This is a genomic window from Streptomyces shinuiensis (assembly GCF_043660855.1).
Lineage (GTDB): Bacteria > Actinomycetota > Actinomycetes > Streptomycetales > Streptomycetaceae > Streptomyces.
In genome coordinates this window covers 87,617-113,595 of sequence record NZ_JBIHML010000006.1, presented here as the reverse complement: position 1 = coordinate 113,595, position 25,979 = coordinate 87,617, and the positions used below count along the sequence as shown (strand labels likewise).

Below are 25,979 nucleotides of genomic sequence, written 5' to 3'. Positions count from 1 at the left end.
CGGCAGAGTTCTGTAGTGGATTGCCCAAAGCCTGTACCGCACACGCTTTACCGTCCCCTTGCGACCCGGCAATACTCGTCGAACACCAGTCGGGAGAGGGCAGATGGATACCTTTGACGCGGACGTGATCATTGTAGGAGCAGGTCCCACCGGACTTATGCTTGCGGGTGAGTTGAGCCTCGCTGGAGTCTCCGCCCTGGTTGTAGACCGGCTTGCCGAGCCCATCAGGGAATCGCGCGCCCTCGGGTTTTCCGCGCGCACGATCGAGGAATTCGCGCAGCGCGGACTCATTTCCCGGCTCGGTGATGTCGATGTCATCCCGGTCGGTCATTTCGGCGGTGTGCCGCTCGACTACCGGGTCCTCGCGGGCGGTTCGTACGGAGCCCGCGGCATCCCCCAGTCGCGCACCGAGTCCATGCTCGCCGGCTGGATCGCCGAACGCGGCGTGGAGGTGCGCCGCGGCATCGAGGTCACCGGTGTCGAGCAGGACGACGACGGCGTCAGCATCCGCACCAGCGCCCAGGACGGTGCCGGAGTGCTCCGCGGTCGCTATGTCGTCGGCTGCGACGGCGCCCGCAGCGTCGTCCGCACCAGCGCCGGGATCGACTTCCCCGGCAACGCGCCCACCGTCGAGCTGCGCTTCGCAGACATCACCGGCGTGCCGCTGCGGCCGCGCTTCAGCGGTGAGCAGGTGCCCGGCGGCATGGTGATGGTGCTGCCGCTCGGCCCGGACCGCAGCCGCGTCATCTACTACGACCGCGCACAGCCGCTGCGCACCGGCAAGGACCCGATCTCCTTCGAGGAGGTCGCCGAGGCCTTCCAGCGCCTGTCCGGCGAGGACATCAGCGGCGCCACGCCCCTGTGGGTCTCCTCAACCACCGACGTCAGCCGCCAGGCCGCCCAGTACCGCAAGGGCCGTGTCTTCGTCGCCGGGGACGCCGCCCACATCCACCTGCCGATCGGCGCGCAGGGCATGAGCGCCGGCATCCAGGACGCCGTCAACCTCGGCTGGAAGCTCGCCCTCGAGATCAAGGGCCGCGCCCCCGAGGGGCTGCTCGACACCTACCACGCCGAGCGCCACCCGGTCGGCGCCCGCATCCTCGCCAACACCCTCGCCCAGCGCACCCTCTACCTCGGCGGCGACGAGGTCGACCCGCTGCGCCAGGTGTTCACCGAGCTGGTGCGGCACGAGGAGGTGCAGCGCCACCTCGTCGGCATGGTCACCGGGCTCGACATCCGCCACGACGTCGGCTGCGACCGCCACCCCCTGCCCGGCCGCCGCCTGGAGGACAGGCAGATCACCCGCGACGGCGTGAAGCAGAGCGTTTTCACCCTCCTCGAATCCGGGCGCGGCCTGCTGATCGACTTCGTCGACAGCGCCGAGCTGCGCGCCGCGGCCGAGGGCTGGTCCGACCGGGTCGACACCGTCACCGTGCAGGACCCCGACGGCGACCGGGCCCTCGACGGCATCCTCGTCCGCCCCGACGGCTACGTCGCCTGGGTCGGCGGCACCGGTGACGGCCCCGCCGCCGGTGCCACCGGCATGTCGCTCACCGAAGCGCTCGGCCGCTGGTTCGGCCCCGCCGACTGACCACGGTCCGCCCCGAACCCACGCACGTCCCCCGAGGAAGCGAAGGAATCATGCCGAACATCTCCACCGAGGACAACTACCTCACCGTCCTCAACCTGTTCACCACCGACACCCCCGACAAGCAGGACCGCCTGATCACCGAGATGCGCAAGATCGTCGATGCGGCGGCCTACGAGGGGTGGATCTCCTCCACCGTGCACGCCGGGCAGGACAGCCCCGGCACCGCCAACCTCATCCAGTGGCGCAGCGGTGAGGACCTGGAGAAGCGTTACGCCGGCGAGGAGTTCAAGCACCGCACGCTGCCCGTCTTCCGCGAGATCACCACGGGCATCCGGCTGCTGCAGAACGAGATCGTCTTCACCCAGACCCACCCCGGCCTCGGCGGCCGGGTCGAGGTCTCGCCCGACCGCGACGACTACACCGTCATCGAGGTCCACCGGGTCGGCGAGGCCGACCAGGCCGAGCTGATCAAGCTCCTGGGCGAGGGCCAGGACTGGCTCGTGAACGTCCCCGGCTACCGCTCGCACAGCGTCTTCAAGGGACTGCGGGCCATGTTCGTCGAGGGCGCCTTCGCCGTCGTCTACTCGCAGTGGGACAGCAAGGAGAGCTACGAGGCCTTCCGCGACCTGCCGCACGGGCAGAAGCCGAGGCCCCGCCGCGACAACGACGAGCGCATCGACGGCCTGAAGATCGAGAGCGACTCGAACACCTACCGCGTGGTGCACACGCGCGCCATGGACCAGTAGCCCTGCACGCCCCTCTGCCGGGCGGGCGCGGAACGGCCCGCCCGGCAGAGGGGCCGCTCCCGGCCCCCGGCTCCGCCCGGGCCGGGAGGTACCCCTTCGGCCGACGAAGGGGCCGCAGCGCAGTTCCCGGTTCCGGCAGCCGGGCCGACGGCGCGGATCCGCACTCCGTAGAACACCGGACACCGCCAAGGAGCGAGAACCTATGCACAGCACGCTGATCGTGGCCCGTATGGTGCCCGGTTCGACCGCGGACGTCGCCAAGCTGTTCGCCGATTTCGACGCGACGGACATGCCTCACCGCATGGGCACCCGGCGGCGCCAGCTGTTCGCCTACGACGACCTGTACTTCCACCTCCAGGACTTCGACGAGGACAACGGCGGCGAACTGATCCAGGGCGCCAGGAAGGACCCGCGCTTCGTGCGGATCAGCGACGACCTCAAGCCGTTCATCACCCCGTACGACCCCGAGACCTGGCGCTCCCCGGCCGACGCCATGGCCCGGCGCTTCTACCGCTGGGACGCGTCCGCCTGAGCGAGCGGAGGCCTCCCCGCCGAGGGGGAGGCGACCGCGCCGCGCGGTGGCTCCGCGCAGCGCCCGGCGGCACCACCGCCCGCCGGGCCCCGGTCCGACGCACGACCGTCCGGGCGCACCGGCCCGCTACCCACGACAAACGATCAGCCGGTGCGCAACCACCCCGAGAACGAAGGAATTTCCCCATGCCCAGCAACCAGTTCACCCTCGACGACCTCAGGCGGATCCTCATCGAGGCCGCGGGCACGGAGGAGAACGTCGACCTCGCCGGAGACATCCTGGACACCAGGTTCGCGGTGCTCGGCTACGAGTCCCTGGCGCTCCTGGAGACCGGCGGCCGCATCGAGCGCGAGTACGGCATCGTCCTCGACGACGACGACCTCAGCGACGAGCTCACCCCGGGTGACCTGATCGACGCCGTCAACGCCCGGCTGTCCCAGGCCGGGGCCCAGGCCGCCTGAGAGGAGCGCACCATGTCCGACACCACCCAGCGGGTAGCCCTCGTCACCGGCGCGACCAGCGGCATCGGCCTCGAGGTCGCCCGCCTCCTGGCACAGCAGGGCCACCGGGTCTTCATCGGCGCGCGTGACGCGGAGAAGGTCAGCCGCACCGTCAAGGCGCTGCGCGAGGAGGACCTGGACGTCGACGGCCAGGAACTCGACGTCCGCGACATCGCCTCCGTCAAGGCGTTCGTGCGGGGCGCCGTCGACGTGTTCGGCACGGTCGACGTGCTCGTCAACAACGCCGGGCGATCCGGCGGCGGCCCCACCGCGGACATCGCCGACGAGCTGTGGGACGACGTCATCGACACCAACCTCAACAGCGTCTTCCGGATGACCCGGGAAGTCCTCAACAGCGGCGGCATGCGGACCAAGGACCGCGGCCGGATCATCAACATCGCCTCCACCGCGGGCAAGCAGGGCGTCGTCCTCGGCGCCCCCTACTCGGCCTCCAAGCACGGCGTCGTCGGCTTCACCAAGGCTCTCGGCAACGAACTCGCGCCGACCGGCATCACCGTCAACGCCGTCTGCCCCGGCTACGTCGAGACGCCGATGGCCCAGCGGGTGCGGCAGGGATACGCCGGCGCCTACGACACCACCGAGGAGGAGATCCTCAAGAAGTTCCAGGCCAAGATCCCGCTCGGCCGTTACTCCACGCCCCAGGAGGTCGCGGGCCTGGTCGGCTATCTCGCGTCCGACACCGCCGCGTCCATCACCTCCCAGGCCCTCAACGTCTGCGGCGGCCTCGGCAACTTCTAGTCCCGCCCGGTCCCGCGGAGCCCCGCTCCACCGAGCCCGCAAAGCAAGCACCACCGAGGAGAAGCTGTCATGACGACTCGCGAGGTCGAGCACGAGATCACCATCGGCGCACCCGCCGCCGCCGTCTACCGCCTCCTCGCCGAGGTGACCAACTGGCCGCGGATCTTCCCGCCCACCATCCACGTCGACCGGGAGGAGACCGCCGACAACGAGGAGCACATCCGCATCTGGGCCACCGCCAACGGCGAGCCCAAGACCTGGACCTCGCGCCGCACCCTCGACCCCGGGGCTCTGCGCATCACCTTCCGCCAGGAGGTCCCGGCGCCGCCGGTCGCCGCCATGGGCGGTGCCTGGATCGTCGAGCCCCTCGGTGAGGACGCCTCCCGCGTCCGGCTCCTGCACGACTACCGGGCCGTCGGCGACGACCCGCACGACCTGCTGTGGATCGAGCGGGCCGTGGACAAGAACAGCACCACCGAACTCGCCGCCCTCAAGGAGAACGTGGAGCGCGTCCACGCCGCCGAGACCGAGGAGCTGACCTTCTCCTTCGCCGACACCGTGCGGATCCACGGCTCGCCCAAGGACGCCTTCGCCTTCGTCAACGAGGCCGGCCTCTGGCCCGAGCGGCTCCCGCACGTGGCCCGCGTCCGCTTCACCGAGCACACCCCCGGCCTGCAGGAACTGGAGATGGACACCCGCGCCAAGGACGGCTCGACGCACACCACCAGGTCCTACCGGGTCGCCCTCGGCCACCACCGCATCGCGTACAAGCAGGTCACGCTGCCCGCCCTGATGACCCTGCACACCGGCGTGTGGACCTTCGAGGAGACCGACGACGGCAACGCGACGGCCGCCTCCCAGCACACCGTCACCCTCAACACCGAGAACATCACCAGGATCCTCGGCCCCGAGGCCACCGTCGCCGACGCCCGTGCGTACGTGCACACCGCGCTGAGCACCAACAGTCTCGCCACCCTCAACCACGCCAAGGCCTACGCGGAGCGGAATCGCTGACATGGCCACCGCCCCGCACCCGGACGGCCGGACGCAGCGCCCCGGGCCCGCCGAGACGGCCGACACCCAGGTGATCGTCGTCGGCGCGGGCCCCGTCGGCCTGCTCCTCGCCGGCGAACTGGCCCTGCGCGGGATCCAGGTGACCATCGTCGAGCAGCGCCACGGACCGACCACGGAGTCGCGCGCCTCCACGCTGCACGCCCGCACCATGGAGCTGCTGGACAGCCGCGGCCTGCTCCCGGACCTCGGCAGCCCGCCCTGCGAGCCGCGCGGCCACTTCGGCGGCATCCCCCTCGACCTGACACTGCCCGGCCCCTACCCCGGGCAGTGGAAGGTCCCCCAGGCCAAGACCGAAGCGGTCCTGGAGGAGTGGGCCCTCGGCCTCGGCGCCGACCTCAGGTGCGGCCACACCCTGCAGGCCGTCGACGACCGCGGGGACCACGTCGAGGCCGCCGTCACAAGCCGCCGCGGCGACCGCGTCACGCTGCGCGCCGCCTACCTCGTCGCCTGCGACGGCCAGGACTCCACCGTGCGCCGCCTGACCGGCGCCGACTTTCCCGGCACCGCGGCCACCCGGGAACTGCTGCGCGCCGACGTCGGCGGTATCGACATCCCGAGCCGGCGCTTCGAACGGCTGCCCGGCGGCCTCGCCGTCGCCGCCCGCAACCCGGCGGGAGTGACCCGAGTGATGGTGCACGAGTTCGGCGCCGGGGTCCGCGGGCGCGCCGGCGCCCCGCACTTCGACGAGATCGCGGACGCCTGGAAGCGCGTCACCGGCGAGGACATCACCGGCGGCACCCCGCTGTGGGTCAACCACTTCGACGACGCCAACCGGTGCCTGACCCGCTACCGGTACGGCCGCGTCCTGTTCGCCGGAGACGCCGCCCACCGCCAGATGCCCATCGGCGGCCAGGCCCTCAACCTCGGACTCCAGGACGCCTACAACCTCGGCTGGAAACTCGCCGCCGACCTCGGCGGCACGGCCCCCGCCGGGCTTCTCGACAGCTACGACAGTGAGCGCGCCGCCGTCGGTGCCGCCGTCCTCGGCAACATCCGCGCCCAGGCCCTGCTGCTTCTCGGCGGCCCCGAGGTGGAGCCGCTGCGCATGGTCCTCGCCGAACTCGTCGCCCACGACGACGTGCGCGCCCACCTGGCCGGAATGATCAGCGGTCTGGACATCCGGTACGACGTCGGCGGCCCCGGGCACCCGCTGCGCGGCGCCCGCCTGCCGCACGTCCGGCTCCGCGTCGGCGAGATCGTCTGCAGCACGGCCGAACTGCTGCGCTCCGGGCACGGGCTGCTCCTCGGAATCGGCTCCCCGCCGCCGGGCACCGTCCCGGCCGACCGCATCGACACGGTCACCGCGGACGTCGACCCCGGCTCCCCGCTCGCGGGCACGCCCGCCGTCCTGGTCCGGCCCGACGGCTACGTCGCCTGGGCGGGCGGCCCGGGCGGGGACGGTCTCGCGGAGGCGGTCGGCCGGTGGTTCGGCTCCGTCTGAGGCCCGCCCCCGCAGCGGGGCCGGCCCGTACCCCGCCCCCGCATCCCCCGGCACACACCGAGCACAGATCACTGATCACTGAGAGGGACCCCACCATGCAGGACACCACGATGGACGCCGACGTCATCGTCGTAGGCGCAGGCCCGACCGGACTGACACTCGCCGGTGAACTCCGCCTGGGCGGGGCCGAGGTGATCGTGCTCGACAAGCTGGCCGAGCCCACCGGCCAGTCCCGCGGCCTCGGTTTCACCGCCCGTGCCATGGAAGTCTTCGACCAGCGCGGGCTCCTGCCCCGCTTCGGCCAGGGCGAGACCCTGGAGATCAGCCCCGTCGGCCACTTCGGCGGCGTCCAGTTCGACTTCACCGCCCTGGAGGGCGCCCACTTCGGCGCCCGCGGCATACCGCAGAGCCAGACCGAGGAGGTCCTCGCCCGGTGGGCCGCCGAAATCGGCGCCGACATCCGCCGCGGCTGGGAGGTCCTCGACCTCGACGACGGCTTCCTGGACGGCGACCACGTCGAGGTCACCGTCCGGACCCCCGACGGCGTACGGCGGTTGCGCGCCCCGTACCTGGTCGGCTGCGACGGCGGCAGGAGCACGGTGCGCAAGCTCGCCGGCATCGACTTCCCCGGCACCGAGGCGACCCGCGCCATGTTCCTCGCCGACGTGACCGGCCTCGACCTCAAGCCCCGCCATCTCGGCGAAACGCTGCCCAACGGCATGGTGATGGCCGCCCCCCTCAAGGAGGGGGTGCACCGCATCATCGTCTGCCCGCACGGTGCGGCCGCCCGCAGCGCCGACGACACCGTCACCTTCGAGGAGGTCGCCAAGGCGTGGGAGCACATCACCGGTGAGGACATCAGCGGCGGCGGCGCCGAGTGGGTCAGCTTCTTCAGCGACGCCACCCGCCAGGCCACCGACTACCGGCGCGGCCGGGTGCTGCTCGCCGGGGACGCCGCCCACATCCACCTGCCGGCCGGCGGCCAGGGCCTGAGCACCGGCGTGCAGGACGCCGTCAACCTCGGCTGGAAACTCGCCGCCGTCGTCACCGGCCACGCCTCCCTGGCGCTCCTCGACACCTACCACGCCGAGCGCCACCCGGTGGGCCGCCGCCTGCTGATGAACACACGCGCCCAGGGCATGGTCTTCCTCGGCGGCGAACAGGCCGAGCCGCTGCGCCGGATCATCACCGAACTCGCCGGCTACGACACGGTCCGCCGCCACCTCGCGGGCATCGTCTCCCACCTCGACGTTCGCTACGACATCGACGAGGACGCCGGGGCCGGCCACCCGCTGCTCGGCCGCCGCCTCGGCAAGCACCCGCTGACCGGACCCGGCGGCGAGACCGACACCTTCCGGCTGCTGCACGCCGGGCGCGGGGTCCTGCTCGACCTCGCCGACAACGTCCGCCTGCGCGCCGCCGCGGCCGCCTGGGCCGACCGCGTCGATGTGGTCACCGCCACCGTCTCCGCGGCCGACGGCGCCGCTGTGTTCGCGGGGGCGGAGGCGGTGCTCGTCCGCCCCGACGGCCACGTCGCGTGGACCGGCGCCGGTACCGCCGACGGCCTCGACACCGCCCTCGCCCGCTGGTTCGGGCCCGCCGAGAGCACCACCGCCACGGCCCGGAAGGCTTCCTGACACCGGACCGCGGGTCCCTTCGCCGTACGCCCGGCCTACGGCGAAGGGACCCCGGCGAACCCGGCGGCGCGGCACGACGCGCCGCGGGCCACCCACCGGCCCGCGGCGCGTCTTCCCGTCCCGCGAAGACCTCCGGCACCCCGCCGGCCCGGCGCCCGCGCGGCGCGCCACGGCGGGGCGCCACGGCGGGGCGCCGCCCGGAGGACCCGGTGGCGCCCCCACACGTCCCCGGGCCCTACCGGAGGCTCGCCTCCACGACGGAGATCGCCGCCGGGGTCTCCACGACCCGCTCCAGCCGGAATCCCGCCGCCGCCAGCAGCTCCGAGTACTGTGCGGCAGTGCGCTCCTTGCCGCCCACGAGCAGCATCAGCCACAGGTCGACCAGCTTCGACGCGTGCGTGGCGTTCGGCTTGTCCGGCACGACCATCTCCATCAGCAGCAGCCGCCCGCCCGGCCGCATCGCGGCCCGCACGTTGCCCAGGATCTCCAGGATCTTCTCCTCGGGCCAGTCGTGCACGATGTGCTTGAGGATGTAGGCGTCCCCGCCTTCGGGCACCGGCCCGAACATGTCGTTGGCCACGACCTCGCACCGGTCGGCGACCCCCTGCTCGGCCAGGTACGCCGCCGCGCCGTTCTCGCCCACCCGCGGGTCGGAGAGAATCCCGCGCACGCCCGGCGACTTCTTCAGGACGCCCGCCAGCAGCTCGCCGCGGCCCGCGCAGAAGTCCACGACCGTGCCGAACCGCGAGAAGTCGTAGGCGGCCAGGATCGGCTCCGTCTCGGTGGCGGACATGGCGCCCATGCCCTTGGTGAACACCTCGCCGTACTCCGGCTTGGCCTCCAGGAACTCGAAGGCCGTCATGCCGCGCAGCTTCGGCAGGCTCGGCTCGCCGGAGCGCACCGCGTCCACGAAGTGCGACCAGTCCTCCCAGTGGATCGGGTGGCCCATGAGCACCGCGATGCCGTGCATCGACATCGGTGCGTCCTGGAGCAGCGCGCGAGCCATCGGGGTCAGCGCGAAGCTGCCGTCCTTCCGCTCGGCGAAGATGTCGTTCGAGGCGAGCAGCCGCAGGACCCGCTGCAGCGAGTCCGGGTGGGCGCCGACGCGTTCGGCTAGCTGCGCGACGGGCAGCGGCCCGTCCCGGAGCGCCTCGGCGACGCGGAGTTCCGCGGCGGCGTAGATGGCCTGACTGAGCATGGCGCCCTGGATCATCTCGAGCAGCGAGAAGGGCGGTGGGGCCAGCTTCCGCGCCAGTCTCTGCAGACCGGTGCGCACGCCTTCGACGGCCCGGACGATACGGGCGGGCGGCAGCGGCATGGGTTCCTCCGTGGTGGGCGGCGGGCGGCCGCGGTGGTCCGCCCGCGGGTGGGCAGGTCGGCGCGTACACGGCCGGCAACCGCCGGGCACGCCGGGATCACCACTGTCCGGTGGCGCGGCCGGGCCTCGCTCGCGGGCGGCTCGAATCCCGCCCACGCCGCGCACACCTCCGCCCGCGGGCCCCGTGCCGTGCCGAGGGGCCCGGCGGCCCGGGGGGCCGCCCGGTGCGGGCGGCCCCCCCGGGCTCCGGCCGCTGTGCCCGCCGGCGCTCCAGTTGGTCCCGACCCGCGCTCCGGGATTAGTCGAGACAGCCCGGTGACGATCGGGACCGTCCGTCTCGGCCATGGCCGAGAAGACTTCCGTAGGGGGCCGATCCCGTGAAGAAGCTTGCCTCGTCGGCCGCGCTGTCGGAGCGCGCCGACCGCATCGCCCGACGCGCCCGCGCCGACAACTGGAAGAAGCCTCCGCGGCGCATCGAGACGTCGGAGTGCATCACCTGCGACAGCTGCCTGCGCGGCTGCCCCGCGGAGTTCGGCGCCATCTTCGACCTGGGCCTGGACGTGGTGATCATCCCCGAGCTCTGCTCGGGCTGTCCCGCCTGCGTGCTCGAATGCCCGGTCGACTGCATCTACGTGGACGAGGACTGGACCCCGACCGACGACGCGATGTGGAACCACATCGAGCTCACCGCCGAAGGTGCCGCATGACAGATCCCGCAGGACGTCACGAGTCCCGCCGCGCCGTCAACGCGAGGAAGCGGATGAGCCGCCGTCCCAGCCGGCTCGGCATTCCCGCCGGGAGCACGGTCAAACCGGACCGCACGCGCGAACCCGGCGCCGGTTTCCCCGAGCTGCTCAAGAACGTCTGGCGGCGCGCGGCCGAGGCCGGGGACCTGCGCTCGGGTCTCGAAGTGCTGCTCACCCTCGACGGACACGTCCCGGGCGACGTGCAGCTACGGGCCCTGGCCTCCGCGGAGCAGGCCGCCCTCACCGCGCTGTGCGGTCTGACCTGGCGAGATCCGGACAGCGGCGCCGATGTCGCCGATGTCACCGCCGGGGCCGCCGGAGGCCGGGCCGGGGAGCCCGCGGACCCGGCCCCCGAACCGTGCGGTGCGCCTTCCTTCCCCGGTGAGATCGGCCTCGCCACCAACGGCCGCATCGCCCTGCGCATCCCCGGCGGCCACCCCCTGGACCCGCGCGACCTGGCCGGCGGCGTGCGCCGCGTGGTGTGGAGCCGCGCCGACCTCGCCGCCTACCGGCGGGAACTCGGCCGCATCACCGAGCGGCTCGCCCGCTCCGCCGCCGACTGCCGCGCCTGGCTCGCCGAGCAGGGCCCCGGGGGCCGCGACGCGCTGCTCGCCCAGGCCAGGGAAGCGGCCCTGCGCACCGCGCCGTTCGTCCTCTACCAGGAGGACAGGCAGTACACGAACTTCCGGGACCAGAACACGCTCACCGGCAAGACCCTCTGGCCCGGCCACCCCGACTGCGCGCTCAACGCGCTGCAGGGGCTCCCGCTCGACCTCTGGTCGGACCACGACACCCAACTGGTCGTCTGCCTCACGCTGCTCATCCGCTCGGGCGGCTTCGGCCGGGTCGAGGAGGCCAACGGCACCCAGCTGACCGTCGACCACGTCGCGTGCACGCTGGAGCGGGTGCGCCGCTGCTACAACGCCGTACCCGGCGGCGAACCGGTGCCCGCCGCCGCCTCGCACCGTGTCGCCGACCTCGACGCGCTCGCCACCGCGCTGCGCGAGCGCCGCCGGACGGTGGGCCGGAGCGTCCAGCTGTACCGCGAGATCCACGGGGCGCTGATGCACAAGGTGGAGCGCGTGGCCGCCGCCCCCGGCGCCGCCGCCCGCGCCCGTCAGGACGCCGTCGTCGAACGGCTGCGCACGAAGCTGCCGCTGTCGGGCGGCACGCTCGGCGAACTCGGCCGGGGCCTGGCCGCCGCGCCCGGCTGGCTCGCCGAGCCGCACGGCGCCTTCGGCACCGGTCTGGAGTCCCTGGTGTACCAGACCGTGGCCGCGACCGCCGAGGCGTTCGGCGCCGACTTCGCGATGAGCCGCGGCATGCGCTCGCTGCCCGGCCTCGTACGGGCGCTGCGCGGCGAGAACTGGGCGGAGATCTGCGACTGGGACATCACGCACTTCTTCTGCTGCGTGGTGCCGCTGCCCGAGGCCGCCGCCCACTTCGGCGGTTCCCGGGCCGCACTCGCCGACGCCGCCTGGGCGATGTCCTCGCGCATGCAGTACAACTCCTGGCACTTCGTCGCCGGGAACCTGCCGCCGGTGCCCGAGGTGGCGGCCCGCGACCACTTCGTGCCGCCCACCGTCCCGGACGTCGCGTTCCACTCGGACCAGCACCACCACGGGCACGTCAACAACAACGTGCGGTTCTCCATCCGCTCCCCGCAGGCCGTCGAGGTCGACGGGCGCCGGTTCGACGGCTTCATGGACCTGCGGCTGCTGCGCTGCGCCGGCGACCCGTTCGACGAGCAGGACCTGCTCGCCGCGCACCGGGTGTCGGCGTTCGTCGCCCGCGCCACCGAACTCGCGGCCGGACTCGTCACCGCCGGCAAGGAGCTGGAGGTCACCGCGTTCGGCTCCGGCTGGCACTGGGAGACCATCGCGGGGCAGGAGACCGCGGCGGCCGGCACCTCCCCCGACCACGTCCGCCACGCGTCCTGAGGGGAGACCGATGACCGCCCGCGGTATCAGCCGCACCAGGGAGCTCCTGCGGCGCGGAGAGCTGTCCGCCGTCGAGCACACCGCCGCCGTCCTGAACGCCATCCGCGAGCAGGACACCCTCGGCGCGTACGTCGCCGTCGCGGGCGAGGAGGCGCTGCGCGCGGCGGAGCGCGCGGACGCCCGGATCCGGGAGTTCGGTGCCGACGCCTGGCGCAACATGCCGCTGCTCGGCGTCACCGTCTCCGTGAAGGACCTGCTGCAGACCCACGACCTGCCCACCGCCCGCGGCTCGCTGCTGCCCAACAACCGGCCCCGCCAGGACGCCCCCGCCGTGGCCCGGCTGCGCGCCGCCGGAGCCGTCGTCGTCGGCAAGACCACCACCTCCGAGTACGGCTGGAGCGCCTCGACGGTCAGCCGCGTCACCCCGCCCACCCGAAACCCGTACGACCCGCACCTGACCGCGGGCGGCTCCAGCGGCGGCGCCGCGGCCGCGGTTGCGACGGGCCTGTGCGACGGTTCCCTCGGCACCGACGGGGCCGGGTCCATCCGGATCCCGGCCGCGTTCTGCGGCGTCGTCGGTTACAAGCCGTCCTACGGCCGCATCCCGTACTTCCCCAACGGCGCCGACCGGCTCGCCCACCAAGGCCCCATCGCCCGCACCGTCGCCGACGCCGCACTGCTCGGGAGGGCCCTGGAGGGCCCGCACCCGAACGACCCCGACTCCGGCCTCGGCTCGCTCGACGCACCGCGCACCGGGCAGACCCTCAGGATCGGCTGGATCGAGTACGAGGGCACCGGCGACGAAGTCCGCCGCGTCACCGAGCAGGCCCGCATGGCCCTGGCCGGCCAGGGCCATGCGGTCGAGGAGCTGGAGGTGCGCTGCACCCGCGTCTACCCCGCGCTCGTCGCCATCCACGCCGCGTCCGAGGCGGCCGGAGCCCGCCCCGAGGACGACGAGTGGGCCGACCCCGGCCGCCTGGAGGTGATCCGGCACGGGCGCACCCTCAAAGGCGCCGACGTGATCCGTGCCGAGGAGGTCCGCCAGAACCTGCGCACCACGCTGCGCACGGTCATGGACCGCTACGACATCCTCGCCATGGCCACCGTCCCCATCGAGCCGTTCGCCGCCGACGACATCGGCCCGGCCTGGGCGGCCGACCCGCGGGACCTGCAGTGGCTGGCCTGGGCGCCCGCCTCGTACCCCTTCAACATGACCGGTCAGCCCGCTCTGTCCCTGCCCGCCGGGCTCACCCGCTCCGGCCTGCCGGTGGGCCTGCAGCTGGTCGGGCCCGTCGGCGCCGACGACCTGGTCGTCTCGCTCGCCGAGCGCCTGGAGTCGGACCTCGGCACGCTGCCGTCGCCGGCCGGGCGGATCCTCGAACCCGCGGGCGCCCCCGGCAACCCACGACCGTAGAAAGGACGTTCCCATGTACGCCAGGTCATGGTCCTCGCCCGCAGCGGAGGGCAGCGTCGGGCGGCCCTCGTTCGTGGCCGATCACAGGCTGTGGGACGAGGCCCGGCTCGCCGCCGCCGAGCGGATCGAGGCGGGCCTCGCCGACCTCGACTTCGTCCGTCTCGTCTTCGGCGACCCGCACGGCCTGGCCCGCTCCAAGACCCTCACCGCCGAGGCGTTCCGCACCGTGCTGCGCAACGGCATGAACTTCAGCCCCGGGCCGTTCGTCTTCGACACCGGGCACGCCGTCGCCGTCGACTTCCTCGGCGACCACGGCATCGGCGTCGACGAGATCGCCGGCGCCGGGAACTTCGTCCTGGTGCCCGACCCGCTCACCTTCCAGGAGCTGCCCGGCGGCGACGCCCGTACCGCCTGGGTGATCGGCGACGAGTACCTGCGCGACGGCACCCCGCACCCGCTCTCCTCACGGGCCGTGCTGCGCCGCGTCGTCGACCGGTACGCCGCGCTCGGCCTCGCGCCCCTGCTCGGCCTCGAAGTCGAGTGGTACCTCACCCGGCGCCTGGACGACGTCCCCGGCAACACCGGCAACGGCTTCGGCCGGCAGGGCCGGGCACCGCTGGTGGCCGCCGTGAACGCCGGCTACCAGTTCAATCTCGACGCCCACTACGACACCGTCGCACCCCTCACCGACCCGCTCGGCCTGCATCTGCTCCGCCTCGGCCTGCCCCTGAGGTCGATGGAGCACGAGTCAGGGCCCGGCCAGGTCGAGACGACGTTCAGCCCGATGTCCGCCGTGGACGCCGCCGACGCGATGCTGCTCTTCCGCACGGTGACCAAGAACTGGTGCGCCCGCCGCGGCCACCACGCCTCCTTCATGTCGCAGCCGCTCCTGGACGCCGCCGACCCCAGCGGCTGGCACCTCAACCAGTCGGTCACCGACCTCGCCTCCGGCACCAACCTGTTCGGCACCGAGGGCCTGTCCGGCGGCCTGTCACCGCAGGGCAAGGCGTACGCCGAGGGGCTGCTCTCCTGGGCGCGCGAGCTGTTCCTGCTCTCGGTGCCCACCGTCAACGGCTACCGGCGGCTCGCCGCCGAGCACACCCTCGCGCCCACCCGGCCCGGCTGCAGCCAGGAGGACCGCAGCGCGATGCTCCGCGTCGTCGGCCACGGCGCCGGGGCGCACATCGAGAACCGGATCGGCGAGCCGTGCGCCAACCCGTACCTCAACATCGCCGCCCAGCTGTTCGCGGGGCTGGAGGGCCTCACCGCCCGGGCCGCGCCCACGGCCGCCGCGGACACCGCCGGCGCACCGGGGCCCGGCGGCCCCCACCTCGTACCGCAGCAGCTGCGAGAGGCCCTCGACGCCTTCCGCGCCGGCCGCGCCGCCCAGCTGCTCGGCGAGCCGCTCGCAGCCTGCCTCACCAAGCTCAAGGAGAGTGAACTGCGCCGCTACGAGGCCTGGAGCCTGCAGGCCGACCCCACCCCCGGACAGGTCACCGAGTGGGAGCAGCGCGAGTACTTCGGCGCCTACTGACCCCCCGAGCCCCGTTGTCCCCGGTTCCGACTGACGAAGGCCTCGCATGATTCCCCGTTACACGCTGCCCGAGATGGCCGACCTCTTCTCCGACCGGTCCCGCTACGCCACCTGGGTCCGGGTGGAGATCCTCGCCTCCGAGGCGCAGGCCGCCCTGGGCCGCGTACCGCACGAGGCCGTCGAGGACATGCGACGGGCCCGCGTCCCGGACCCGGAGCGGGTCGCCGAGATCGAGCGGGAACGCGACCACGAGGTGCTCTCCTTCCTCGCCGCCTACTGCGAGGACATCCCCGAGGCCTCCGCGCGCTGGGTGCACCTCGGCATGACCAGCTACGACCTCGTCGACACCGCGCTCGGCCACACCCTGGCCCGCGCCGCCGACCTGCTCACCGGCGCCGCCCGGCGGCTGCGCCGCGTCCTGACCGAAAGGGCCCTGGAGCACTGGGACACCGCGATGGTGGGCCGCACGCACGGTGTGCACGCCGAGCCCACCACCTTCGGGCACAAGCTCGCCGGGCACGCCTTCGCCGTGGACCGCTCGCTGCGGCGGCTCGCCGCGGCCCGCGAGGCCGTCGCCGTCGGCACCGTCTCCGGCTCCGTCGGTACGTACGCGCTGATCGACCCGCGCGTCGAGGAGCACGTCTGCGCCGCACTCGGCCTGGGAGTCGAGCCCGCGCCCAGCCAGGTCGTCGCCCGCGACCGGCACGCCCAGCTCCTCCAGGCCGTGGCCACGCTGGGCGCCTGCGTGGAACAGATCGCCCTGGAGCTGCGGCTCCTCCAGCGCACCGAGGTCCGCGAGGTCGAGGAGCGGCGCACCGCCGCCTACCAGGGCTCCAGCGCCATGCCGCACAAGCGCAACCCCACCACCAGCGAACGCCTCTGCGGCCTCGCCCGCCTCCTGCGCGGCTACGCCGACACCGCCCTGGAGAACGTGGCGCTCTGGCACGAGCGCGACCTCGCCCACCAGTCCGTGGAGCGGGTGATCCTGCCCGACAGCCTCGCCGTCGGCCACTTCCAGGTGACCAAGGCCGCCGACCTGGTGGCATCGCTCGCCGTCGACGCGGACCGCATGCGCGCGCACATCGACCAGACCGACGGCCTCGTCTACAGTTCCTCGGTCCTCGCCGAACTCCTCGGCGACGGCGTGGAGCGCGAGCACGCCTACCGCAGCGTGCAGGCCGCCGCCGACCACACCCTCGCGACGGGCGACCACTTCGGCGCGTCCCTCGCCAAGGAGGGCATCGACCTGGCCGGGCTCGGCCCCGAGCGCTTCCTCGTCCACCATGATGTGATCCGCACCCGATTGGAGAAGCTGCATGAGCTGGAAGATTGACCGCGTCGAGGGCGCCGCGCTCGACCTGGACGAGGTCCTCGGCGTCTACCACGCCTCCGGCCTCGGCGAGCGGCGCCCGGTCGAGGACCGGGAGCGTTTCGCGGCCATGATCGGGCACGCCAACCTCGTGCTCGTCGCCCGCGACGAGCAGGGCGCGCTCCTCGGCATCGTGCGAGCCGTCTCCGACTTCTCCTACGTCACCTACGTCTCGGACATCGCGGTCGTACGGGACCGCCAGCGCTCCGGCATCGGCCGCGCCCTGATCGACGCCACGCGCGACGAGGCACCGGCCGCGAAGCTCGTGCTGCTGTCCGCGCCCGCCGCCGTCGACTACTACCCGCACATCGGGTTCACGCGCCACGACTCGGCGTGGGTGCTCAACCCGTAGGAGCCGCCGCCACCGGGTCAGCGGGGCTGTACCGGGGCTCGACCGCGCTTGCCTAGATTTCCCTGTCGGGGGCGGGCCCCGGACCCGCGGCGCCGCGGGGCCCGCGTCCATGCCGCACCGCCGCCGCACGCGCACCGCACAGAACCCCCGGGGGAGGCATGACCCAGACACCGGCACATGTGCTGCTCGACATCCGCACGCCCCCCGCACCCGCCCCGGTCGCCCCCCGGCCCGCAGGGGACGGCGAGCCGGCCGGCACCGGCCCCGGCGCGGCGGTCTCGATGCCTTCCGGGCGCCGTGTCCTCGTCGTCGACGCCGACACCGGCTGCGCCGACTCCCTGGTCACCCAGTTGCGCAGGCACGGCCACGAGGCCTTCGGTGTCAGGCGCGGCGGGGCCGCCCTGCACGCTCACGAGGACGCCGACCTGGTCCTGCTCGACCTCGAACTGCCCGATCTGGACGGCCTGGAGGTCTGCCGCGCCATCCGCTCCGTCAGCCGGGTGCCCGTCATCATCGTCACCGCCCGCGCTTCCGAACTGGACTGCGTCCTCGGTCTGCAGGCGGGCGCCGACGACTACGTCGCCAAACCGTACGGCCTGCGCGAACTGATGGCCCGCATCGAGGCCGTGATGCGCCGTGCCCGGTGGCAGCCCGCCGCCCGCGAGATCCGGCACGGCCGCCTGCACATCGACGTCGGCTCCCGCGAGGTCCTGGTCGGCGGCGAGGAAGTCGCCCTGACCCGCAAGGAGTTCGACCTGCTCTGCCTGCTCGCCTCGCACCCGGACACGGTCATCCCGCGCAGACAGCTCCTCCAGCAGGTCTGGGGCGACTCCTGGTCACGCCGCACCGTCGACACCCACGTCAGCAGCCTGCGCGGCAAACTGGGCGACAGCGGCTGGATCGTGACGGTACGGGGCGTGGGCTTCATGCTCGGGAACCCGTAGCGGGAGTTGGGAGGACGCTTCCCCGGCACCGGCCGGGCCCCGTGCGGGTCGCGGCCCCGGAAACCGACCGCCCGGGAGGGCGTCCGGGCGAACGGCTCGCGGGGCCGCGCGCTCACGAGAGCGCCGGCCTCAGCCCGCCGCTTGCCTGACCAGCGCGCTGATGCGCTCCTCCTCGGCGGCGGACAGCTCGGCCAGGGCGTAGGCGGTCGGCCACATGGAGCCGTCGTCGAGCGCCGCCTGGTCGCTGAAGCCGAGCGTGGCGTACCTTGACTTGAACTTCTGCGCGCTCTGGAAGAAGCACAGGACCTTGCCGTTCTTCGCGTACGCGGGCATCCCGTACCAGAGCCTCGGCGTGAGGTTCGGAGCGCTGGTCCTGACGATGTCGTGGACCCGCTCGGCGAGGACCCGGTCCGCCTCCGGCATCTCGGCGATCTTCGCGAGTACTTCGCCCTCCGCGTCCGCCTTGGCCCCGCGCGGGCTGCGCCGTGCCGTCTTCAGTTCCTTGGCGCGCTCCTTCATCGCCTCCCGTTCCTCGGCGGTGAACCGGTCGTTCGTCTCGGCGGCCGAGCCGGACCCCTTGGCGGACGACTGCGTGCTTTTCATGGCGGTTTTCCTCTCTGGCGTGCTTACCGTGACCATCGCGCGCGGGGGGTTGCCCGCCCGGGAGTCAGGACGACGTGGAGGTCACGGACGCGGCCTCCCAGGCGAACCCGTCCGGGTCGGTGAAGGACCCGGCGGTGCTGCCGAGCACGATCCGGTGCGATCCGGTGCCGTCGGCGGGGACACCGAGGTCCTTGGCCAGGCCACGGCGCTTGTAAAGCGCCAGCTTGACGGGGCTCGACTCCTCGGCGGCGAATTCGGCGTACTTGCCGCCGAAGCTCTTCGCCACGGTCAGGCCCTGCTCGACGTAGAACTGCTTGCTCGCCTTCACGTCCTCGACCCCCAGCAGGAGCACGAGCTCGTCGATCTCCCGGGTGGCCGGGCCGGTGTCCTTCTTCGACGAGGTCGCGACCTTCCAGATCGTCCCGTCCGGGGCCTGCACGACGCCGCCGTAGCCCCACAGGGACTTCGAGACCGGCTTCAGCGACGTGGCGCCGGCCTCTACGGCGGAGTCGACGAAGCTGTTGACGTCGGCCGGCTGGGACACGGTGATCGACAGCGTGAACCCGCGGAAGCCGGTCGTCGGCGCGTCGGAGGCCCGCAGGCGTACCCGTGAGCCCAGTCCGAAGGCGGCGGTGTAGAAGCGGTCGGCGGCCGCGGGGTCGGCCACCTCGAGAGTGACGGATGTGAGGGAAGTCATGACGATCACGCTAGCCGCGCTGCCGTGGCCGGGACTTCTTCATTTCTGATCGATACCGGCGCCGGTTTCGTCACGTACCACGGCAGCCCCGCCGCGGTGACCGCCGCGCGGCGCCGGTACGCGTCGGGCGACATGCCGACCAGCTCCGTGAAGCGGGTGCCGAGGACGGCCGTCGACGGGCAGCCGACCGCGAGGCAGACCTCGGTCACGCTGAGGTCGCCGCGTCGCAGCAGTGCCATCGCACGCTCGATGCGGCGCGCCGTCAGATAGGCGTAGGGCGTCTGGCCGTAGGCGAGACGGAACTGCCGGCTGAGGTGCCCGAGTGGCATGCCTGCGTCACGAGCGAGCGCCTCGACGTCCAGCGGCCGCGCGTACTCACGGTCGATCCGGTCGCGGACCCGGCGCAGGTGCGCGAGGTCACGCAGGTGCTGCGCGGCGATCTGCGCACGCCTCCAAGCGGGATGACACACGGAAGACCCCTCTCATTCGATGCCGGGAGAACCTCGGTGGGTGCCGGGAGCGGAGCGGGCGGGCCGGACGCGTCAGCGCAGTTCCCGGATGCGGACCAGGTTGCCCGCGGGGTCGCGGAAGGCGCAGTCGCGGACGCCGTGGGGCTGGAGGATCGGCTCCTGGACGACCTCGACATCGGCGGCCTGCACCTTCTCGAAGGTGGCGTCGAGGTCCGGGGTGGCCAGCTGGATCCAGCCGTAGGTGCCCTTGGCCATCATCTCGGCGATGACGCGGCGCTCCTCCTCGGTGATCCCGGGGTCGGCGGCCGGCGGCGCGAGGAGGACGGACGTGCCGGGCCGGCCGGCGGGGCCGACGGTGATCCAGCGCGTCCTGCCCTGCCCGATGTCGCTGCGGACCTCGAAGCCGAGGACGTCGCGGTAGAAGGCCAGGGACGCGTCCGGGTCGTCGTGCGGCAGGGAACTCGTATGAATGGTGAGGTCCATGGTCATCACGCTACTCGCGGCCTGTGCCCGGGGCTTCTCGATTCCTGATCCGTCGGCCACCCGCCGCGCCGTGCTCCTCGCGCGAAGTGGGATCGCCCCGGTTCGCCCGACGGTGCGGGGGCTGTCAGGGGCCGGCGGCGGCCGCGGGCGGCGTGGCGGAACGCTGTGCCCCCTCGCACCGATCCGGATGTTCCGGCCCTGTACCGGGTCTCAAGCGCCGCTCAAGCCGATCTCGATGCCCGCGAGCCACTCTGCTGGGTGGATCGACACCCGGTGAGGTTCCTTGTGGACGAAGCAGTGGAAAGGGCGGCCCATTACATCCGCGAGCGTTTCAGCGACCCACTGACCGTCACGGAGATCGCCGGACGTGCCCTGCTCAGCCGCTTCCACTTCTCGAGAGTGTTCAAGGAGGAGACCGGGATCAGTCCCGGAAGATTCCTCACCGCTGTCCGTATTCACGAGGCCAAGCGGTTGATCGAGAATACCTCGATGAATATCGCAGATGTCTCCGCCGCGGTCGGATACACCAGCCTGGGTTCTTTCACCCAGTCCTTCACGGCCGGTGTCGGAGTATCTCCCAACCGGTTCCGCCGGCTGTCGCGGGGAGCGGGGGAGGGCCTGCCGGGGCCGGAGCCGGACCCGCGGCCGGGACGCGGCGCGGTCGCGGGCACGATCAGCCTGCCGGAGGGACACGGGAACGCACGCGTGTACCTGGGTGCCTTCGGCACGGCCGTCGTCCAGCACCCGTCCGTCGCCTCGGTCGTCGTCGACGTGCCGAGCGGCCGCCCCTCCTGCTACTCCCTGGAGAACGTTCCCGAGGGGGACTGGCATCTGCTCGCGGTGGCGGTGGCCGCCGGCGTCGGTCCCGGTCCGCAGGCCCGGCGGACCGCGCTCGTCGGGGGGCACGGCCCGGCGACCGTGACCGTCACCGCCGACACCGTCACGAGCGCGGCGGTGCGTCTGCGCCCGGCACGGCCGGTCGATCCGCCGGTCCTGCTCGCGCTGCCCGAGCTCGAACCCCCGGCCACTGTCACGGCGCGTCCCGGGTGCGCCGCCGCCACCGCGGCCTCGGTCTCCGCGGGGCGCAGCCGGGCCGCGGGCCATCTGCGGACGGTTTCCGCGGCACCGGTGCCGTCACGGCCGTGACCCCGAGGGATCGCGGCACAGCTCCTGCCTGGCCTTCAGCCGCTCGGCGAGCAGGCTCCACTCCCTGCCGATGTGCTCGGCGATCGGAGCGACGACGCCGAGCCAGTGCGGCGGGACCGCGTCGACCAGCCGCCGCCAGTCCTCGCCGGACTCGGCGGCGTGCAACTGCATCCAGCGCAGGAACTCCCGGCCGTCGGCGGTGTAGCGGACGGCGGGGTCGGTGGCCATCTTGGCCGCCACGGCGGCCAACGTGGGCGGTGCCTCGGTGTGGTTCCTGCGCCGCGGTGGCGCGGCGTCGACGCTCGGTGCCACCCGCAGCGGCACACGGCCGGCGCCGTCGGCGACCACGTCGGCCGACACCGTCGCCTCGTCGGCCGGCTGCACGGACCGCACGGGCCGCACGTGCTGCGACCGCGCGGCGTGCGTCCGGTTCCCGTTCCGTTCGGGACCCTCGCCGCGCCGGAGCCGCGCGCTGACGTCGTGCACCGTGCCGAGGGACACGTCGGTCTCCCTGGCGACCTGGCGGAGCGGGGCGTTCGGATGGGCGGCGATGTACTCGGCGGCGCGCCGCCTGCCCTCGCCCGCGTCCACGGGGCGCCGTCTTCCGTCCTGGCCGATGCGCTTGCCGCCCAGCGGCGTCCCGCCCTCGGTCCGGCCGCGCAGCGACGCGATCGTCTTCGCGCTCAGCCCGGTGATCCCGGCGATGGCGCGGTCGGACCAGTCGGGGTGGGAGCCGAGGACCCGCCGGGCTCCGGACACGCGGTCGGCCTTCGACAGCGGCAGCCCGTGCGCGCCGTTCGCCTTCATGGCGATGACGAGCGCCTCGGAGTTGGAACAGTCCAGGAAACGCGCCCTGATGCTGTCGTCGCCCATGAGCCGGGCGGCCTCCAGCCGGTGGAGCCCGTCGATGACGCGGCAGCCGTCCATCTGGACCAGAATGGGCGGGAGTTCCATCGAGTCCGCCGCGTCGATGAGGAGCCGGATATGAGCGATGTCCGTTCCGCCCTGGCGCAGGGATACGCCGGGCGACAGCGCGGCGATGGGGATCTCGCGCACCGGAAGTTTCTCGAAGTTGTTCAGATCGAATTCGCTGCGAGGCGAAGATTCGATGCCCTCCACGCGGACGGGGCTGAATGCACTCGTTATCGAGACGGCTTGCGCGTTGCTCTGAGCCATTCCTGATACTCCCTCTCTGCTGCCGCTGCCGACGAGCGTCGCAGGAGGGTCTCTAGCTGTAGTGGAGAGCAGGTCAACATCCCCTGGAAACCCGGTACCGCGGGCGTCCGCCGGTTCGGCGGACGCCCGCGGGATCAGGCGTCCCTGCGCCGCAGCTGCACCACCGCGAGGGCCAGCAGGGCGGCCGTCCACAGTGCGAGCACCCCGAGGCCCTGCCACGGCCCCAGCAGGTCGCCCGCGCGGGGGTGCTGCTGAGTGATCATGAAACCGGCCTCCGTGGGGAGGTAGGCGTAGATGTGCTCGCCCACGCTGCCGGGCAGGAGGCCCGCCATCGGTGTGATCACCAGGACGAAGCCGATGACGACGGTGATGCTCGCAGCCGTGTGCCGGACGATCGCGCCGACGGCGAGCGCGAACAGACCGAGCAGGGCCAGGTAGAGACCGCTGCCGGCGACGGCCCGCAGGACGCCCGGGTCGCCGATGGCGACCGGCACCTTGCCGTCCAGGATCGGCGCGCCGATGAAGAAGGAGGAGAACGCGGTCAGTTCGCCCACCGCCAGGACCAGCAGCCCGAAGACCGCGCTCTTGGCCGCCAGCATCGGCACCCGCTTGGGCACCGCGAGCAGGCTGGCACGGATCATGCCGGTGGAGTACTCGGAGGCGATGACCATCACACCCAGCACGCAGACCGCCAGCTGGCTGAGCAGGATGCCGCTGCCCAGGATGGTGCCGGTCGGATCGGCCCTCATCTCGGCCTGCTGGGCCGGGGTGGTGTTGTCCCAGTTCGCGATGCCCATCTGCATGAACAGCGCGGTGAACACCAAAGTGAGCAGGACCAGGGCGACGAGCGACCAGACGGTGGAGCGGACCGAACGGATCTTGGTCCATTCCGAGCGCATCAGCCGCCCGAAGCTCGGCCTGTGCGCCCCGGCGGCCGGGGCGGACGCGGGAGCGGGTTCGGTCGTGGTGGTCACTTCACACCTCCGGCGGCGGGCACGCCTGCGTCGTACTCGACGGCGTCCTTGGTCAGTTCCATGAAGGCGTCCTCGAGGGAGCCGCGCCGGGTCGAGAGCTCGTGCAGGACCAGGTCGTCGGCGGCGGCGAGTTCGGCGATGCGCGGTGCCTCGAGCCCGGTGACGTCCAGGTCGCCCTCGTCGGTGACGGTGACGGTGGCGCCCTGGGCCTTCAGCAGCTCGGCGAGCCGCGTCCCGTCGGGTGTCTTGACCAGGACGGACTGCTTGGTGCTGCGCTCGATGAACTCCTCGGTGGAGCAGTCGGCGACCAGCCGGCCGCGGCCGATTACGATGAGGTGGTCGGCGGTGACGGCCATCTCGTTCATCAGGTGGCTCGAGACGAAGACCGTGCGGCCCTCCGCCGCGAGCGACTTCATCAGGTTCCGGATCCACAGGATGCCCTCGGGGTCGAGACCGTTGACCGGCTCGTCCAGGACCAGGGCCGCGGGGTCGCCGAGCAGCGCGGCGGCGATGCCCAGCCGCTGGCCCATGCCGAGCGAGAAGCCGCCCGCCCGCTTGCGGGCCACCGAGGCCAGGCCGACCTGCTCGATGACCTCCTCGACCCGGCGCTTGCCGAAGCCCTGGGTCTGCGCGAGGCAGAGCAGGTGGTCGTAGGCGCTGCGGCCGGTGTGGACGGCGCGTGCCTCCAGCAGTGCTCCGACCACCCGCATGGGCTGCGGCAGCTCGCGATAACGCACGCCGTTGACGGTGGCCTCGCCGGCGTCGGGACTGTCGAGCCCCAGCAGCAGGCGCATCGTGGTGGACTTGCCTGCGCCGTTGGGGCCCAGGAAGCCGGTGACCCGACCGGGCTCGACCGTGAACGACAGGTCGTTCACGGCGGTCTTGTCGCCGTAGCGTTTCGTGAGGTTCTTGGCCTCGATCATGGTCACCTCGGTTGAATGGCCTGCGAGAGTTCCGCCGGGGCAAAGTGCCCCCCGCCCACCTGTGATATCAGGACTGCTATTCCGTTCGGTAGTCACGGCCCGGGCCGGTTCTGAACGATGGCCTTCGCTTCGCGCCGGGGCTATTTTGGCAGCCATGACTACGCGTGGCAGCCCGTGTTTCATCTGCTTACTTTCCTCAGTTGAACCCGCAAACCCACGAGGTCGGTCATGAATTCAGTCGCGAACGGTACGGCGCACGCGGGGCAGCGGCCGCTGATCGGGATCTGCGCCCGGACGGCGCCGGTCACGCTCCAGGGCGGTGACCTCGTCGTCAGTCTGGCGCTCCAGTCGCACGTGGCCTTCCTGTCCGAGGCGGGCTGCACGCCCCTGCTGATTCCGCTGCTGCCCGGCGCCGAGACCCTGGTGGGCCGGCTCGACGGCCTGCTGGTTCCGGGCGGCCCCGATCTGGACCCGGCGCTCTACGGCGAGGAGGCGCACCCGGCGACCCGGGCGGTGAGCCCGGAGGCCGACCGCACCGAGCTGGCGCTGGTGCGGACGGCGCTTGACGCCGGGCTGCCCGTCCTGGCGATCTGCCGTGGCATGCAACTGCTCAACGTGCTGCACGGAGGAACCCTCCACCAGCACCTGTCGGACATCACGGGCCACGACGGCCACCGTCCGCGAACACCGTCCTTCACGCTCGGCCGCCACCCGCTGAAGCTCCGGCCGGGCAGCCGGATCGCCGGGATCCTCGACGAGGACGAGCCGGAGACGGCCTGCCACCACCATCAGGCGGTCAACCGGCTCGGCGACGGCCTCACCGCCACCGGATGGGCCGCGGACGGGACCGTCGAGGCCGTCGAGGTCGCGGCGCACCCCTTTGCGGTCGGCGTGCAGTGGGAATCCGGTCAAACGGACGACAAACGACTTCACCGAGCACTTGCTCAAGCCGCCGGGCGCCCAAAGAATGAGCTGGCCGCCGAGATTTCAAAATCTTGAGAGAAGGCGACCCCGAGAGCAGACTGTTTTCCGATCCCCATGCGAAGGAGAATTTCAGATGTCGCCGCGGATGCCTAACCCGTCGTTGGTCGTTCCCGACGTTCTTCCGCCCATGCGCTCGCTGGTCAAGGCCGTCAACAGCGTCGGCGTGCCGCTGCAGACGCTCGTGCTCGTCCACCTGCGGGTGAGCCAGATCAACGGCCGTTCGGTCCAGATACCCGTGAAGAAGCGCGAATTCGAGGAGGCGGGGGAGGAGGACCACCGCCTGCCGCTGGTGGAGACCTGGCGGGAGCATGACTGTTTCACCGACGCCGAGCGCTCCGTGCTGGCGCTGGCCGAGGCCGCCACGCGCATCGACGGTCTCGAGGACCCGGTGTCGGACGAGGTCTGGGCGGAGGCCGCCGAGCACTTCGACGAGCAGCAGCTCGCCGCCGTGGTTCTCCACATCGGTCTGGTCAACCTCTGGAACCGCGTCAACGTCGCCACCAAGCAGGAGTCGGTGGACTGGCGGATCAACCCCAAGAAGTGGACACCGATGACCAGTCGGCTCACCGCGGCCCAGTAGCCCCTCCGTTCCAGGGCCCTGTCCGGTGGATCCCCACCGGACAGGG

The 25,979-nt window shown here is 72.5% G+C and carries 26 protein-coding genes; 18 read left to right on the top strand and 8 right to left on the bottom strand.

Annotated elements, in window-relative coordinates:
* Positions 1-103: 103 nt before the first annotated feature.
* The 8 genes from ACGRHY_RS29820 (at position 104) to ACGRHY_RS29785 (ending at position 8,280) form a co-directional block, all read left to right on the top strand.
* Positions 104-1,591 carry an FAD-dependent monooxygenase gene (locus ACGRHY_RS29820; RefSeq protein ID WP_394638787.1) on the top strand — a complete coding sequence of 496 codons (1,488 nt, stop codon included), beginning with the start codon at positions 104-106 and terminating at the stop codon, positions 1,589-1,591.
* Positions 1,592-1,641: 50 nt separating this feature from the next.
* Entirely contained in the window at positions 1,642-2,337 is a 696-nt protein-coding gene (locus ACGRHY_RS29815; RefSeq protein ID WP_394638786.1) for an antibiotic biosynthesis monooxygenase family protein, read from the top strand.
* Between the two features lie 202 nt (positions 2,338-2,539).
* Positions 2,540-2,869, top strand: coding sequence for a TcmI family type II polyketide cyclase (locus tag ACGRHY_RS29810; RefSeq protein WP_394638785.1), 330 nt, complete (start codon positions 2,540-2,542; stop codon positions 2,867-2,869).
* Positions 2,870-3,054: 185 nt separating this feature from the next.
* Positions 3,055-3,330: a phosphopantetheine-binding protein gene (locus ACGRHY_RS29805; protein WP_394638784.1), complete on the top strand. Its 276-nt coding sequence runs from the start codon at positions 3,055-3,057 to the stop codon at positions 3,328-3,330.
* Positions 3,331-3,342: 12 nt separating this feature from the next.
* Positions 3,343-4,128: a 3-oxoacyl-ACP reductase FabG gene (fabG, locus tag ACGRHY_RS29800; protein WP_394638783.1), complete on the top strand. Its 786-nt coding sequence runs from the start codon at positions 3,343-3,345 to the stop codon at positions 4,126-4,128.
* A gap of 69 nt (positions 4,129-4,197) precedes the next feature.
* Positions 4,198-5,142 carry an aromatase/cyclase gene (locus ACGRHY_RS29795; RefSeq protein WP_394638782.1) on the top strand — a complete coding sequence of 315 codons (945 nt, stop codon included), beginning with the start codon at positions 4,198-4,200 and terminating at the stop codon, positions 5,140-5,142.
* A 1-nt stretch (position 5,143) separates the two neighbouring features.
* The gene (locus tag ACGRHY_RS29790) at positions 5,144-6,643 is read left to right on the top strand and encodes an FAD-dependent monooxygenase (RefSeq protein ID WP_394638781.1); all 1,500 of its coding nucleotides are present in this window, start codon (positions 5,144-5,146) and stop codon (positions 6,641-6,643) included.
* Between the two features lie 110 nt (positions 6,644-6,753).
* Positions 6,754-8,280: an FAD-dependent monooxygenase gene (locus tag ACGRHY_RS29785; protein WP_394638812.1), complete on the top strand. Its 1,527-nt coding sequence runs from the start codon at positions 6,754-6,756 to the stop codon at positions 8,278-8,280.
* Between the two features lie 235 nt (positions 8,281-8,515).
* Here the strand turns inward: ACGRHY_RS29785 and ACGRHY_RS29780 are convergent, their stop codons facing one another.
* Complete coding sequence (locus ACGRHY_RS29780; protein ID WP_394638780.1) at positions 8,516-9,598, bottom strand: methyltransferase; 1,083 nt, start codon at positions 9,596-9,598, stop codon at positions 8,516-8,518.
* Between the two features lie 377 nt (positions 9,599-9,975).
* On the opposite strand from ACGRHY_RS29780, the gene ACGRHY_RS29775 reads away from it, so the two are divergent.
* From ACGRHY_RS29775 to ACGRHY_RS29745, 7 genes are all read left to right on the top strand, one after another.
* A complete protein-coding gene (locus ACGRHY_RS29775; RefSeq protein ID WP_394638779.1) occupies positions 9,976-10,305 on the top strand; it encodes a 4Fe-4S dicluster domain-containing protein in 330 nt (109 codons plus the stop codon).
* On the top strand, positions 10,302-12,284 hold the full coding sequence (locus ACGRHY_RS29770; RefSeq protein ID WP_394638778.1) for a hypothetical protein: 1,983 nt from the start codon (positions 10,302-10,304) through the stop codon (positions 12,282-12,284). The genes ACGRHY_RS29775 and ACGRHY_RS29770 overlap by 4 nt, the downstream gene beginning before the upstream one ends.
* Positions 12,285-12,294: 10 nt before the next feature.
* Positions 12,295-13,698 carry an amidase gene (locus ACGRHY_RS29765; protein ID WP_394638777.1) on the top strand — a complete coding sequence of 468 codons (1,404 nt, stop codon included), beginning with the start codon at positions 12,295-12,297 and terminating at the stop codon, positions 13,696-13,698.
* A gap of 13 nt (positions 13,699-13,711) precedes the next feature.
* Positions 13,712-15,232 (top strand): type I glutamate--ammonia ligase, encoded by a 1,521-nt coding sequence (locus tag ACGRHY_RS29760; protein WP_394638776.1) that lies wholly within the window; start codon positions 13,712-13,714, stop codon positions 15,230-15,232.
* A gap of 46 nt (positions 15,233-15,278) precedes the next feature.
* Positions 15,279-16,565 carry an adenylosuccinate lyase gene (gene purB / locus ACGRHY_RS29755; RefSeq protein WP_394638775.1) on the top strand — a complete coding sequence of 429 codons (1,287 nt, stop codon included), beginning with the start codon at positions 15,279-15,281 and terminating at the stop codon, positions 16,563-16,565.
* On the top strand, positions 16,549-16,953 hold the full coding sequence (locus tag ACGRHY_RS29750; protein WP_394638774.1) for a GNAT family N-acetyltransferase: 405 nt from the start codon (positions 16,549-16,551) through the stop codon (positions 16,951-16,953). The genes purB and ACGRHY_RS29750 overlap by 17 nt, the downstream gene beginning before the upstream one ends.
* Before the next feature lie 158 nt (positions 16,954-17,111).
* A complete protein-coding gene (locus tag ACGRHY_RS29745) occupies positions 17,112-17,897 on the top strand; it encodes a response regulator transcription factor (protein ID WP_394638773.1) in 786 nt (261 codons plus the stop codon).
* 129 nt (positions 17,898-18,026) lie between these two features.
* On the opposite strand, the gene ACGRHY_RS29740 is transcribed toward ACGRHY_RS29745, so the two are convergent.
* The 4 genes from ACGRHY_RS29740 to ACGRHY_RS29725 form a co-directional block, all read right to left on the bottom strand.
* Positions 18,027-18,500: an iron chaperone gene (locus ACGRHY_RS29740; RefSeq protein ID WP_394638772.1), complete on the bottom strand. Its 474-nt coding sequence runs from the start codon at positions 18,498-18,500 to the stop codon at positions 18,027-18,029.
* A 64-nt stretch (positions 18,501-18,564) separates the two neighbouring features.
* Complete coding sequence (locus ACGRHY_RS29735) at positions 18,565-19,197, bottom strand: glyoxalase (protein ID WP_394638771.1); 633 nt, start codon at positions 19,195-19,197, stop codon at positions 18,565-18,567.
* A gap of 5 nt (positions 19,198-19,202) precedes the next feature.
* A complete protein-coding gene (locus ACGRHY_RS29730) occupies positions 19,203-19,667 on the bottom strand; it encodes a helix-turn-helix domain-containing protein (RefSeq protein WP_394638770.1) in 465 nt (154 codons plus the stop codon).
* Positions 19,668-19,739: 72 nt separating this feature from the next.
* Positions 19,740-20,150, bottom strand: coding sequence for a VOC family protein (locus tag ACGRHY_RS29725; protein ID WP_394638769.1), 411 nt, complete (start codon positions 20,148-20,150; stop codon positions 19,740-19,742).
* A gap of 165 nt (positions 20,151-20,315) precedes the next feature.
* Here ACGRHY_RS29725 and ACGRHY_RS29720 point away from each other — a divergent pair, with 165 nt between their 5' ends.
* Positions 20,316-21,296: a helix-turn-helix domain-containing protein gene (locus ACGRHY_RS29720; RefSeq protein ID WP_394638768.1), complete on the top strand. Its 981-nt coding sequence runs from the start codon at positions 20,316-20,318 to the stop codon at positions 21,294-21,296.
* On the opposite strand, the gene ACGRHY_RS29715 is transcribed toward ACGRHY_RS29720, so the two are convergent.
* From ACGRHY_RS29715 to ACGRHY_RS29705, 3 genes are all read right to left on the bottom strand, one after another.
* Positions 21,285-22,472 (bottom strand): nuclease, encoded by a 1,188-nt coding sequence (locus ACGRHY_RS29715; protein ID WP_394638767.1) that lies wholly within the window; start codon positions 22,470-22,472, stop codon positions 21,285-21,287. The genes ACGRHY_RS29720 and ACGRHY_RS29715 overlap by 12 nt on opposite strands.
* A 134-nt stretch (positions 22,473-22,606) precedes the next feature.
* On the bottom strand, positions 22,607-23,446 hold the full coding sequence (locus ACGRHY_RS29710; RefSeq protein WP_394638766.1) for an ABC transporter permease: 840 nt from the start codon (positions 23,444-23,446) through the stop codon (positions 22,607-22,609).
* The gene (locus tag ACGRHY_RS29705) at positions 23,443-24,369 is read right to left on the bottom strand and encodes an ABC transporter ATP-binding protein (RefSeq protein WP_394638811.1); all 927 of its coding nucleotides are present in this window, start codon (positions 24,367-24,369) and stop codon (positions 23,443-23,445) included. The genes ACGRHY_RS29710 and ACGRHY_RS29705 overlap by 4 nt, the downstream gene beginning before the upstream one ends.
* A 228-nt stretch (positions 24,370-24,597) precedes the next feature.
* Here ACGRHY_RS29705 and ACGRHY_RS29700 point away from each other — a divergent pair, with 228 nt between their 5' ends.
* The gene (locus ACGRHY_RS29700; protein WP_394638765.1) at positions 24,598-25,368 is read left to right on the top strand and encodes a gamma-glutamyl-gamma-aminobutyrate hydrolase family protein; all 771 of its coding nucleotides are present in this window, start codon (positions 24,598-24,600) and stop codon (positions 25,366-25,368) included.
* A 112-nt stretch (positions 25,369-25,480) separates the two neighbouring features.
* Complete coding sequence (locus ACGRHY_RS29695) at positions 25,481-25,933, top strand: carboxymuconolactone decarboxylase family protein (protein WP_394638764.1); 453 nt, start codon at positions 25,481-25,483, stop codon at positions 25,931-25,933.
* Positions 25,934-25,979 lie beyond the last annotated feature (46 nt).